Source organism: Laedolimicola ammoniilytica, assembly GCF_025567165.1.
In the GTDB taxonomy this organism is placed as follows: Bacteria; Bacillota; Clostridia; order Lachnospirales; family Lachnospiraceae; genus Laedolimicola; species Laedolimicola ammoniilytica.
In genome coordinates, this window is the sequence record NZ_JAOQKC010000021.1 from 43,018 (window position 1) to 55,724 (window position 12,707).

The window sequence follows — 12,707 nt, forward strand, 5'->3', positions numbered from 1 at the left end:
AGCAATGAGGGGGAAAGATTTCTTGCATTTTTCCCCCATCTTTGTTATACTTGTGTATACAAAAAACACAGGAAGTACAATACTATGGATAAGATGCAGTTAAAGGCACTGGCAAAGATTAATCTGGGTCTGGACGTGCTCCGAAGACGGGAGGACGGCTACCACGACGTAAGGATGATCATGCAGACAGTGCGTATTTTTGATCGTCTTGCGCTGGTGAAGCAGGACAAAGAAGGAATCCGGGTCAGAACGAATCTCTATTATCTGCCCGCCAATGAAAATAATTTGGTATATAAGGCTGCGAATCTGCTGTTTGAGGAATTTGATATCCGGGGCGGACTTTCCATTGACCTGAAAAAATACATTCCGGTGGCAGCGGGCATGGCAGGAGGAAGCTCCGACGCGGCGGCCGTTCTGTACGGGCTGAACCGCATGTACGGGCTGGGACTTTCCCAGGAGCAGCTCATGGAGCGGGCCGTGAAAATCGGCGCCGATGTGCCTTATTGTATCATGCGCGGCACAGCACTGGCCGAGGGCATCGGAGAGAAGCTGACTCCATTGCCACCCATGCCGCCCTGCAATATTCTGGTGGCCAAGCCCGGGATCAGCGTATCGACCAAATACGTCTACGAGAATCTGCACGCCAATGATTTGAAGCCGGAGCAGCACCCGGATATCGACGGGATTCTGGACGCCCTGAAGAAGCAGGATCTCCGGAGTATGGCAGAGTGCCTGCGGGACGGCAATGTGCTGGAGACCGTGACTGCGGAGGCCTACCCGGTCATCAGCAGGTTAAAAGCGACCATGGAGGAGAACGGAGCGGCTGTGGCCCTGATGAGCGGCAGCGGCCCTACCGTGTTCGGCATTTATGAGGATCGGATGCAGGCCCGCAGAGCCATGGCGGCCATCAGGAAGAGCCGTCTGGCGAAGCAGCTGTTTCTGACCACACCGTATAATAACAACAGGAGGAATGGCTGATGAGTCAGGAAATAAGCGCAACTATGAACGAATATCTTCCGCTGCGGGATGTGGTATTTCAGACCCTGCGGCAGGCGATTTTAAGAGGCGAGCTGGAGCCGGGCGAGCGTCTGATGGAGATTCACCTGGCCGATCGGCTGGGCGTAAGCCGGACGCCGATCCGGGAGGCCATAAGAAAGCTTGAACTGGAGGGGTTGGTGGTCATGATCCCGAGACGGGGAGCCATCGTGGCCAGCATCACCGAGAAGGATCTGAAGGATGTGCTGGAGGTGCGCCGGACTCTGGAGATCATGGCGGCGGAGATCGCCTGTGACCGGATTACGCCGGAGCTTCTGCAGGATCTGGCAGAGGCCGGAGAGGAATTCCGGAAGCTCAAGGATTCCGAAGATTACACCAGCCTGGCGGCGGCGGACGTGAAGTTCCACGATGTCATTTACGCGGCCACGGACAATCAGCGCCTCATCAGCATCCTGAACAATCTGCGGGAGCAGATGTACCGCTACCGGCTGGAGTACTTAAAGGATACGGACAGCCATGAGAAGCTGGACGGCGAGCATCAGGCCATCTACGAGAATATCAAGAATGGCGACAAAGAGGCTGTATGCGCCATGGTAGGCCAGCACATCGACAATCAGAAGATAGCGATTCTGGCAGCCATCCGGGAAAATGAGAAGAAGAAAGCGGAAAAAGCGTAAAAATCGCGTATAAGATACAGCGAAACAGGGCATCCTCTGGAAAATCAGAATGCAGAAAGGATTTTCGGAAGACGCCATGACCAGAGAAAACAGAAAACAATTCAGAGAAGATATCGAAACTTATGTCAGAAGACATGGGGAGCTTGTACTGCTCCTGCTGGCGCTGCTCATGGGCGCGGCGGGTACCTGCCTGTACGGTATTTACGCGCGGGAACCGGAGCCTGTCCGTGTGGAGCAGACAGCCTGGTGGGGCGGCCTGTACCCGGAGTATTGTATGCCTGGGGTTGGGGATAAGGCAGTGCGGATCCGGTTTCGATATCTCACATTTTTCAATAAAGAGCCAGAGGCTTATATAGGAGAAACAGATGAATGATTTAAGAGAGGCCCCGGTCGGCGTCTTCGATTCCGGAATCGGCGGCCTGACCGTGGCGCGGGAGATTATGCGCCAGATTCCCGGAGAGCGCATCGTATATTTCGGCGATACGGCCCGGGTTCCCTACGGAAGTAAGAGCGGTACGACCATCATCCGCTATTCCTGCCAGATAGCCAGATTCCTGCAGACCCGCGGCGTGAAGGTCATTGTGGTGGCCTGCAATACGGCCAGCGCTTACGCCCTGGAGGCATTGCAGCAGCAGGTGGATATTCCGGTCATCGGCGTGGTGCGTCCGGGAGCCCGTGTGGCGGCCAGAGAGAGTGTCGGTGGCAATATCGGTGTGATTAGCACGGCGGCAACGGCGGAAAGTCATATTTACCGGCAGTACATACAGAGCCTGCGGCCGGAGGCGAAGGTTTTTGAGAAGGCCTGTCCCCTGTTTGTGCCCCTGGTGGAGGAGGGCTGGCGGAAGGATCCGGTGACCCGCACCGTGGCGGAGCGCTACCTGCAGGAAATGAAGGATCGGAAGGTGGACACCCTGATCCTGGGCTGCACCCATTACCCGCTGCTGCGTTCCATGGTGGCGGACATCATGGGTCCGGATGTGGTGCTGGTGAATCCGGCCTACGAGACGGCTATGGAGCTGAAGCGGCTCTTACATGAACATCAGATCGAGAACCTGGGAGGCAGTAAGATCGAGGAAAACCCCTACGAATTTTTTGTCAGCGATCAGGCGGAGAAATTCCGGGCTTTCGCGGATTCCATTCTGCCCATCGATATTACGACGGCGAAGCAGGTTCCCATCGAGGAGTATTGATATGAAGAAAGAGATTCTGCTGAGTATCGCGGGCCTTCACATGGTAGACGAGGAGGGCGGCAATGTGGAGGTCGTCACGGCTGGCGATTATTACAACCGCGGCGGCAAGCATTACGTGATCTACGATGAAGTCGTGGAGGGCATGAACGGTCACATCAGCAATACGATTAAAATCGGGGAGAATTCCCTGGAGGTCTTGAAAAGAGGCCTGACCAACACGAGGATGGTCTTTGAAGAGGGAAAGAAAACCCTGACCCGCTATCAGACGCCCTTCGGGGTTCTGGATCTGGGGATCCTGGCCAGAGAGGTGAAGATCGAGGAGAGCGAGGAGGTCATCGACGTGGCTGTGGACTATGTGCTGGAGGTCAACGAAGAGCAGTTAGCCGAGTGCAACATCAAAATGAATATCCGGCCCCGGGAGGCGGGTAACCTTAGTCTATAAGAAAAGCACGAAAAAAGCAGGAGTTCCGAACCGGAACTCCTGCTTTGCTAATCACTGATTTACTTGTTGAAGAGACGCTTGAAGAAGCCTTTTTTCTTCTTCTCCGGTACTTCCAGTCCGCCGCGGGCGCTCTTGATCTCGGTGATGTAGATGCCGCTGACTACGACCTTGACTTCCTTCTTGACCGGAAGCAGTTCGAATACCTGAGCGTCACAGGCAAGGGTCATGATTCTGGGACCAACCTTGGCTTTGACGATGGGCATCTTGTTCCGGCGAAGAAGCTTCGGGGTCTGCTGAATCACCTGCTCCGGCAGGCCTGACTGGGACAGCCGCAGCTTTTTCTTGTCGATGATCAGCATGCTGACGGTCTGTGCTACCGCGTCCATCTGCTCCTTCTGGGCGATCTGACGGCGCTGTGCTTTTTTTCCTACAAAATAGAGAACCACCAGCGCTACAACCAGCACTACTAAAATTACAAGTAATATAATCGTAAGCTTAGACATAATTCCTTGTTCCTCCTAGGCATTTCACATGAGTGCTATTATAGCAGTTTTTATGGTAAAGTGCAAGGAAAAATGGTAACATATAGTGAACACCTATGACTGACAGAATAGACTGATAAAGGGAAACAGGAGACGCGCGTATGGAAATCATGATTGGGTTGGGACATTTTCTCATTCAGACAGCAAATTTCTGGATGGAGCATCTGCTATTTATAAATATCATACTGTCGATTGTGATCGTCTTTTTTGAGCGCCGGGATCCGAAAACCGTGTGGGCCTGGCTGCTGGTGCTGTATTTTATTCCGATTCTGGGCATTTTTCTATATTTTATCATCGGCTACGATTTTCATAAGCGACAGATGTTCCGGACCAAGGAGATCGAGGACGCCATGTACTCGGCGGTCAGAGGGCAGGAGGAGAGCATCTTCCGGGATGAATTCGCGCCCGGCGATCCCCGGCTTCGGAAGTTTTCGGACACAGTGCTGATGAACCTGGAGGCAGCAGACGCAGTTTACACGGCGGACAACGACGTGGAAATCTATACGGACGGCAAAGAGAAGTTCCGGGCGCTTTATCAGGAGATGGAACAGGCGGAGAAGTTCATTCACATTCAGTACTATATCATCCGGAACGATGAGCTCTGGCAGCCCTTTGAGGAGCTGCTGGCGCGGAAGGTGAAGGAGGGCGTGGAGGTCCGCCTGCTCTATGACAGCATGGGCTGCCGGAAGATGAGGCGCTCCGACTGGAAGCGTATCCGTTCTCTGGGGATCCAGGTGGGCGAGTTCTTCCCGGCCCTTCTCGGAAGTCTGCAGCTGCGTATTAACTACCGAAATCATCGGAAAATCGTAGTGATAGACGGAAGAACCGCTTTCGTGGGCGGCTTCAACATTGGCCGGGAATATCTGGGCCTGGATCCGAAATTCGGCTACTGGCGGGATACCCATCTGCGGATCCGGGGAAGCGCGGTGCTGGCCCTGCACATCCGGTTTATCCTGGACTGGAACTATGCAACCAAGCAGAATTTATTTGCCAGAGACAGCTATTTTACCTATCGTCCCGAAGAGAAGCCGGGAAATGAGGCCATCCAGATCATTTCCAGCGGCCCGGACTCCCGGTGGCAGAATATCCGCAACGTCTATCTGAAAATGATCAGCAAGGCCCGGAAAAGCATCCGTATCCAGACGCCCTATTTCATCCCGGACAGCGCGGTGCTGGACGCTCTGCGGATCGCAGCTATGTCCGGCGTAGACGTACAGGTGATGATTCCCTGCAAACCCGATCATCCCTTCGTGTACTGGGCCACCTATTCCTATATCGGCGACCTGCTGGCCGCCGGGGCCAAATGCTATACCTACGATAACGGCTTCCTGCACGCCAAGGGTATGGTGGTGGACGGCCTGGTGAGCTGCTACGGCACCGCCAATATGGATATTCGGAGTTTCAGGCTTAATTTTGAGGTCAATGCGGTCATTTACAGCGCGCGGGTGGCGCGCCGGATGGAAGAAATCTTCCGGGAGGATCTGAAGGTCTGCACTCAGGTAACAGAATACCTTTATGGAAGGCGTTCTTATCTGGTGCGGATAAAGGAACAGTTTTCCAGGCTGTTTTCGCCGGTTTTGTAAGGATTTAAGAAAGGTTTAAGAAGCCTTTTCTTGCCCGTGGACAGAAAATATGATATGGTAGGAAAAGCGGTATCCGTGTTCAGATAGACAGAGGGGAGTTTGACTTCGGATTCGGACAAAGAATAAGAGGAGAATATACAATGAAAAAGAAATGGATTGCGGCGGCACTGGTGTGCGCACTGGCATTGACAGGCGGCTGTGGAAAGAGTAAGAGCTCAGATGCGAGCGACAGTGGCACCGGCAGCACGGCCTCCGGCATCTCCGGACAGTACCCGGACAGCAGCATCACGAAGCTCGGTAACTACAAGGGCGTGGAGATCGCGGAGGCGGACGTGACGGTAAGCGACGACGAAGTTCAGAGCGAGATTGATAACCTGCTGGCTTCCAACCCGGTTTATCAGAAATTGGACAAGACCACGGTAGAGGACGGCGACTGGGTGAATATTGATTTCGTGGGAAAGAAGGACGGCGAGGCCTTTGATGGCGGTTCTTCTGACGAGGGCGGCTACGATCTGCAGATCGGCTCCGGTTCCTTCATCGACGGTTTCGAGGACGGTCTGATCGGCAAACAGGTAGGCGATAGCTTTGAGCTTCCGCTGACTTTCCCGGAGACTTACACGCCGAACCCGGATCTGGCGGGTCAGGACGTGGTTTTTGAGGTGACGGTCAACGCCATCGAGGAGCAGGTGGACGCAGAGTGGAACGATGAGTTTGTGCAGGCGAATACGGATTATCAGACGGTAGACGAGTATGTGGAGGCCACAAAAGCCAGCCTGCAGGAACAGAAGGATTCCGACAAGGCTTATTATGTAATGCAGGCCATTGTGGACGATTCCGAGTTCGAGTGCGCGGACAGCGATGTGCAGTCGCTGGTGGATACCCAGAAGCAGCAGTATGAGCAGTACGCGTCCTATTTTGGTATGAGCCTGGATGATTTTCTGAGCAACAACGGCATGACCGACGAGAAGCTGGAGGAGAACGCCAGATTCCAGATCAGCTGCACCCTGGCCATCGACGCCATCGGTAAGGCTGAGAACATGACCGTATCCGACGAGGAGTACCAGAGCGGCCTGGAGGAACTGGCAAACCAGTATGGCGCAGAGTCCGGCGAGGCCTTCGAGGAGCAGTACGGCAAAGAGGACGTCGAAAACAGTATTCTGTATGATAAGATCATGGATTATGTAGTAGACCAGGCAGTCGTAAAATAAATCAGAAAATGACAGAAAATGTAAGGCGCTTCCGAATGTCGGAGGCGTCTTATTTGTCATGCAATAGGAAATTCCTATGGAATCACCTATTGCATAACAAATATTATCGCACTGCGGCGGCGAGGTAGTATGTCGCTTAGGCGACCCGCCGCAGGCAAGCAGAGCTTGCAAAGATGCGCACTCGGCGCAGTGGTAGATGGTTGCTGAAGCAACCGCGCCTCGGCGCGAGAATGTGCCAATGGCACATTCTTTCTTGTAAATAACTTGACAAATACGCCCATCTGTCATACCTTTACAGAGGAAGACAAATGATAATATTTCTCAATAAAACAAAAGTAAAAGAGGCAGAGTATGACATTAAGAGAATTACCGATCGGGAAGACCGCCACCATCGTCTCCGTAGGGGGAGAAGGCGAGTTGAGACAGCATTTTCTGGATATGGGACTGATTCCCCAGGGCGAGGTAACCATGGTGAAACTGGCCCCCATGGGCGATCCCATGGAGCTTCGGATCCACAGTTACGAGCTGACCCTGCGGTTGGCGGACGCGGAGAAAATCGAGATTGAAAATATCCGGGACGCGAAAGAACAGAAGCCCAAAGTAAAATGGGAAGTTATCGATCATCCGGGTCTCGGCGAAGGTGGAAAGTATCATTTTAAAGAGACAGAAAATCCCCTTCCGGAGGGAACGCTGCTGACCTTTGCGCTGGCAGGCAACCAGAATTGCGGTAAGACCACCCTGTTTAATCAGCTTACCGGATCCAGTCAGCATGTGGGCAATTTCCCGGGCGTGACTGTGGACCGGAAGGATGGCGCTATCCGTGGAAAAGAAAATACCCTGGTGACCGATTTACCGGGTATCTATTCCATGTCTCCCTATTCCAGCGAGGAGATTGTGACCCGAAACTTTGTATTGAATGAGCATCCGAAAGGAATCATCAATATCGTGGACGCCACGAATATTGAGCGGAACCTGTATCTGACCATGCAGCTTATGGAGCTGGATATTCCCATGGTACTGGCTTTGAACATGATGGACGAGGTGCGGGAAAATGGCGGCTCCATCCTGATTAACCGTATGGAGGAGATGCTGGGTATTCCGGTGGTTCCCATTTCAGCCGCGAAAAACGAGGGTATCGACGAACTGGTGTCTCATGCCCTGCATGTGGCCAAATATCAGGAGCGTCCCCAGGAAATCGACTATTGCGACGCCAATGAGGACGGCGGCGCGGTACACCGCTGCTTGCACGCCATCATGCATCTGATCGAAGATCACGCCAGAGAAGCGCAGATTCCTGTGCGGTTCGCGGCGTCCAAGCTGGCAGAGGGCGACAAGCTGATTCTGGAAGCGCTGCACCTGGATCAGAATGAGAAAGAGATGCTGGAGCATATCGTAACCCAGATGGAGACCGAGCGTGGCCTGGATCGGGCGGCGGCCATTGCCCATATGCGGTTTGACTTTATCGAGAGCGTCTGCGATGAGACGGTAGTAAAGCCTCATGAGAGTAAGGAGCACCTGCGCAGCGTACAGATTGACCGGATTCTGACGGGCAAATATACAGCCATTCCCTGCTTTGTGGGAATCATGGGACTGGTCTTTTACCTGACCTTCGGCGTCATCGGCGCGTTTTTATCCGGGCTGCTGGATCAGGGCATTACGGCGCTGGGAACTGCCGTGGATCACTGGCTGACGGCAGGCGGAGCCAGCGATGTCATCCATTCCCTTGTGATTGATGGTATCTTTAACGGCGTGGGCAGTGTCTTAAGCTTCCTGCCGATCATCGTAACGCTGTTCTTTTTCCTGTCCCTGCTGGAGGACAGCGGCTATATGGCCCGGGTAGCCTTTGTCATGGACAAGCTGCTCCGGAAAATCGGCCTGTCCGGACGGAGCATTGTCCCCATGCTGGTGGGTTTTGGCTGTACAGTCCCGGGCGTCATGGCCAGCCGCACCCTGCCCTCTGAGCGCGACCGGAAAATGACCATTCTGCTGACGCCCTTTATGAGCTGCTCCGCAAAGCTTCCCATCTATGGCTTCTTTGCGGCGGCCTTTTTCCCGGGGAAAGCGGCTCTGGTGATGATAGCCCTGTATTTTGGCGGAATCGTGATGGGAATTCTGATGGCGCTGCTGCTGCGTCACACCATGTTCAGCGGCGAGGCGGTGCCCTTCGTTATGGAGCTGCCCAATTATCGTCTGCCGGGAGCGAAGAATGTGGGCCATCTTTTGTGGGACAAGGCAAAGGATTTTCTGCAGCGCGCCTTTACGGTAATCTTTATGGCGACGCTGGTGATCTGGTTCCTGCAGACCTTTGATCTGCACCTGACCCAGGTGACAGATTCCCAGAACAGTATCCTGGCACATGTGGCAGGAGTTATCGCGCCGATCTTTAAGCCCATGGGCTTTGGCGACTGGCGGATTTCCACGGCCCTGATTACAGGCTTTCTGGCAAAGGAGAGCGTGGTATCGACCCTGTCGATTCTGTTCGGCGGAACAGAGGCGCTGATGAGCCTTCTGACGCCGCTGGCCGTTGTGAGCCTTCTGACCTTCTGCCTGCTCTATACGCCCTGCGTGGCAGCCATTGCCTCCATTAAGCGGGAGCTGGGTGGAAAATGGGCTGTGGCAGTTGTGGTTCTTCAGTGCGTAATTGCCTGGATAGCGGCATTCGCAGTACATACGGTGGGGATGCTGGTGTGATGTTGTATACAATGTACTATCATTCCCCACTGGGAGGAAAAAATAAAATATGAGTTTTTTGTTGGGTATTATTTATCTTTCTTTTATCAGCCTGGGACTGCCGGACGCTCTGCTGGGTTCGGCATGGCCGAATATGTATCCGGAGTTTCAGGTTCCGGTGTCTTATGCAGGTATGATTTCCATTCCCAGACCATTGCGTTTGGAACGATTTTGTCCAGCTTGCAAAGTGATCGCCTCACCAAACGCTTTGGAACGGGTAAGGTGACGGCGGCGAGTGTGGGGATTACCGCACTGGCGCTGTGGGGCTTTTCCGTCAGCCACAGCTTTCTCCAGCTGTGTTTATGGGCGATTCCCTATGGACTGGGAGCAGGAAGCGTCGACGCTTCCCTGAATAATTATGTGGCGCTGCATTATGCCAGCAAGCATATGAGCTGGCTGCATTGTATGTGGGGAGTGGGAACGACGCTGGGCCCCTACATCATGGGAGCGGTGCTTACCGGCGGAGCCGCGTGGAATATGGGATATCGGGTTATGTCGCTGCTGCAGATGGTACTTACAGCAGTTTTGATCATCAGTCTCCCCAAGTGGAAGGAAGAGAATCCTGCAGGAGAGGAAGCAAAGGGTGGGAAACCGCTCACCTTCAGGGAAATTATATCGATTCCGGGGGCAAAGGCAATCATACTTTGTTTTTTCTGCTATTGCGCTGTCGAGCAGACAACGATGCTTTGGGCAAGCAGCTATCTGAATCTTGCAAAAGGAATCGACGCCAAAACAGCTGCCTCCTTTGCCGGAATGTTTTGTATCGGGATTACCGTCGGACGTGGAATCAACGGTTTTATAGCTATGAAATGGAAGGATGAACAGATGGTCCGTATGGGCGAGGGGATTATACTGATGGGAATTCTGGTAATGCTGCTGCCCCTGGGAAATCTTGCGTCCCTGATTGGATTTTCCCTGGTTGGTTTGGGGTGTGCGCCTATATATCCCTGTATTATCCACTCTACACCGGAATATTTTGGAGCAGAACGTTCGCAGGCCATGATAGGAGTCCAGATGGCAAGCGCCTATGTCGGCATCTGTCTGATGCCGCCCTTCTTTGGTCTGCTTGCAAATCATATATCGATCCGGATACTTCCTCTATACTTGCTGCTTTTTCTTGTGATTATGGGAGTAATGTATGAATTGTTGAATAAGAAATAAGAAAAGGGCTGCCGCACGAAAAAAACTTAAATTCGTGCGGCAGCCCCTTTGCTTAACGGTTTACATAATTTAGAATCACTGCCAGCGCCAGCATATGCACCGGATAAAATCCATAGCACAGATACTGGAAGGGCTTGCTGTGATAGCCCTGTCGTCCGCGGTACAGCCAGATGGGAATCAGTGCCAACAGCGCCAGTCCCTGCTGACAGATCTCAAATTCGTTTCCAAACAGGTGAATGGGATACATCAGACCACCCAGCATCTCCACATTGACCCAGTAAAGCGCAAGGAGCTGTCCCAGCAGACACCACCATTTCCGTCCGCGGAAAAAATAGAAAATAAATACGGTCAGTATGCCTGCGCCGTAGTAATCAACCATGCCCAGGGTTCCAAGTATCGTCCAGGTTACCGTGACCAGGGCCGCCACAAGCAGGTACAGCCAGGTTTTCTGCTTTTTGCGTACGGCTTCCATCAGATGAACGCCGAGAAGAGCCAGAAGCAATGTCCAGATTACGTTCTGGTGAACCGGATAAAACCAGGTTCCGCCGTACATCAGATCAAAGGGGATCTCAGAGAGAACCGCGAATAACAGCAGACGCTGGGCGTATTTTTTAAAATTGTGGGTGTGAAAATATCCTTCCACCGCCATAAACGCAAAGATGGGAAAGGCCAGTCTTCCGGCGCAGGTCAGCCAGTCCTGAGACGGAAGAAGCGTAGCCCAGAGATGATCCATCAGCATCAGCGTCATGGCAAGGATATGCAGCGCCGCGGCGCTTAAGTCGTGATTTTTTTTCATTTACTACCTCAGAATGATTGGGAATTTTATAATCTGGCAGCAATCTGTCTGGCCACGTAGACTCCGCTTGCGGAAGCGTGGGACAGAGAATGGGTAATACCACTTCCGTCGCCGATGATATATAAGCCTTCGTGACAGGTCATAAGATTGTGATCCAGCTCGACCTCCATATTGTAGAATTTTACTTCTACGCCATACAGCAGGGTATCGTCGTTGGCGGTTCCGGGCGCAATCTTATCCAGCGCGTAAATCATTTCGATAATACCGTCCAGGATTCGCTTCGGAAGAACCAGGCTTAAGTCTCCCGCCGCGGCGTTTAAGGTGGGCACGGTAAAGGATTCGCTGATTCTTTCCGGAGTACTTCTGCGGCCCCGGATCAGATCGCCGAAGCGCTGGACAATGACCCCGCCGCCCAGCATATTGCTTAATCTCGCGATGCTTTCTCCGTATCCGTTGGAATCCTTGAAGGGCTCTGAGAAATGCTTTGCGACCAGTAACGCGAAGTTGGTATTATTGGTCTGCTTGGCCGGATCCTCATAGCTGTGTCCGTTTACGGTGACAATTCCGTTGGTGTTCTCGTTTACGACTTCCCCCTTGGGATTCATACAGAAGGTGCGCACCAGATCCTCGTATTTGGAGGTACGGTACACAATCTTGCTTTCATATAATTCGTCTGTCAGATGGGAGAAAATTCCGGCGGGAAGCTCCACACGCACGCCGATATCCACGCGGTTGGAATTGGTATGGATATTCAGATCACGACATACCTGCTCCATCCATTTGCTGCCGCTCCGTCCTGCGGAAATTACACATTCTTTTCCCTCATAACAGGAATCCCCGTGATAGATCCGATATCCCTGTTCCAGCTTTTCCACCTTATTGATAAAGCAGTTAAAATGAAAATCCACGTTCTTTTTCAGATGATCATATAAATGCTCCAGAACAATATAGTTAATATCCGTTCCCAGGTGTCGGACAGAAGCGTCCAAAAGATGCAGGCCATTTTGCATACAGCTGGTTTTCAGACTGGAGCCGGCAGTGGTATACAGCTTTGTTCCCTCGCCGCCGAAGGCCAGATTAATCTTGTCTACATATTCCATCAATTCCAGGGCGGACTTTTTCCCGATATACTCATACAAAGTACCGCCAAAATCGTTGGTGATATTGTATTTTCCGTCTGAGAATGCCCCTGCGCCGCCAAAGCCACTCATGATAGAACAGTTTTTGCAGTGAATACAGGATTTGATTTTATCGCCGTCAATAGGACAGTGGCGTTTTTTTAATTCATTTCCCATTTCAAAAACAGCAATCCGTAAATCCGGTCTTTTTTCCAATAATTCATATGCAGTGAAGATACCTCCCGGCCCTGCTCCTACAATCAA

11 protein-coding genes and 1 pseudogene are annotated in these 12,707 nt (G+C 52.5%); 9 read left to right on the forward strand and 3 right to left on the reverse strand.

The features are described 5' to 3' along the window. Window positions 1-84 precede the first annotated feature (84 nt). Genes ispE through OCV63_RS13645 form a run of 5 tightly spaced genes read left to right on the forward strand, consistent with a single transcriptional unit; the run spans window position 85 to window position 3,305 of the window. Complete coding sequence (gene ispE, locus OCV63_RS13625; RefSeq protein WP_262670878.1) at window positions 85-978, forward strand: 4-(cytidine 5'-diphospho)-2-C-methyl-D-erythritol kinase; 894 nt, start codon at window positions 85-87, stop codon at window positions 976-978. Then, window positions 978-1,673 (forward strand): GntR family transcriptional regulator, encoded by a 696-nt coding sequence (locus tag OCV63_RS13630; protein WP_158364722.1) that lies wholly within the window; start codon window positions 978-980, stop codon window positions 1,671-1,673. The genes ispE and OCV63_RS13630 overlap by 1 nt, the downstream gene beginning before the upstream one ends. A 49-nt stretch (window positions 1,674-1,722) precedes the next feature. Then, on the forward strand, window positions 1,723-2,046 hold the full coding sequence (locus tag OCV63_RS13635; RefSeq protein ID WP_158364724.1) for a hypothetical protein: 324 nt from the start codon (window positions 1,723-1,725) through the stop codon (window positions 2,044-2,046). Beyond that, window positions 2,039-2,863 carry a glutamate racemase gene (gene murI, locus OCV63_RS13640; RefSeq protein WP_158364726.1) on the forward strand — a complete coding sequence of 275 codons (825 nt, stop codon included), beginning with the start codon at window positions 2,039-2,041 and terminating at the stop codon, window positions 2,861-2,863. The genes OCV63_RS13635 and murI overlap by 8 nt, the downstream gene beginning before the upstream one ends. A gap of 1 nt (window position 2,864) precedes the next feature. Further along, window positions 2,865-3,305, forward strand: coding sequence for a YwiB family protein (locus tag OCV63_RS13645; protein ID WP_158364728.1), 441 nt, complete (start codon window positions 2,865-2,867; stop codon window positions 3,303-3,305). Window positions 3,306-3,364: 59 nt separating this feature from the next. On the opposite strand, the gene OCV63_RS13650 is transcribed toward OCV63_RS13645, so the two are convergent. Then, window positions 3,365-3,808, reverse strand: coding sequence for a hypothetical protein (locus tag OCV63_RS13650; RefSeq protein WP_158364730.1), 444 nt, complete (start codon window positions 3,806-3,808; stop codon window positions 3,365-3,367). Between the two features lie 149 nt (window positions 3,809-3,957). Here OCV63_RS13650 and cls point away from each other — a divergent pair, with 149 nt between their 5' ends. The 4 genes and pseudogenes from cls to OCV63_RS13670 all read left to right on the forward strand — a co-directional run bounded on the left by cls (window position 3,958) and on the right by OCV63_RS13670 (window position 10,529). Beyond that, a complete protein-coding gene (gene cls / locus OCV63_RS13655) occupies window positions 3,958-5,430 on the forward strand; it encodes a cardiolipin synthase (RefSeq protein WP_158364749.1) in 1,473 nt (490 codons plus the stop codon). 140 nt (window positions 5,431-5,570) lie between these two features. After that, the gene (gene tig, locus OCV63_RS13660; RefSeq protein ID WP_158364732.1) at window positions 5,571-6,638 is read left to right on the forward strand and encodes a trigger factor; all 1,068 of its coding nucleotides are present in this window, start codon (window positions 5,571-5,573) and stop codon (window positions 6,636-6,638) included. Window positions 6,639-6,989: 351 nt separating this feature from the next. Beyond that, complete coding sequence (gene feoB / locus OCV63_RS13665) at window positions 6,990-9,329, forward strand: ferrous iron transport protein B (RefSeq protein ID WP_158364734.1); 2,340 nt, start codon at window positions 6,990-6,992, stop codon at window positions 9,327-9,329. Window positions 9,330-9,378: 49 nt separating this feature from the next. Next, window positions 9,379-10,529, forward strand: a pseudogene (locus tag OCV63_RS13670) (MFS transporter). Between the two features lie 52 nt (window positions 10,530-10,581). Here the strand turns inward: OCV63_RS13670 and OCV63_RS13675 are convergent. Continuing rightward, entirely contained in the window at window positions 10,582-11,325 is a 744-nt protein-coding gene (locus OCV63_RS13675) for a TraX family protein (protein WP_158364736.1), read from the reverse strand. 26 nt (window positions 11,326-11,351) lie between these two features. Continuing rightward, window positions 11,352-12,707: NAD(P)/FAD-dependent oxidoreductase (locus OCV63_RS13680; protein WP_262670879.1), on the reverse strand; the 1,356-nt coding region annotated here is incomplete at its 5' end.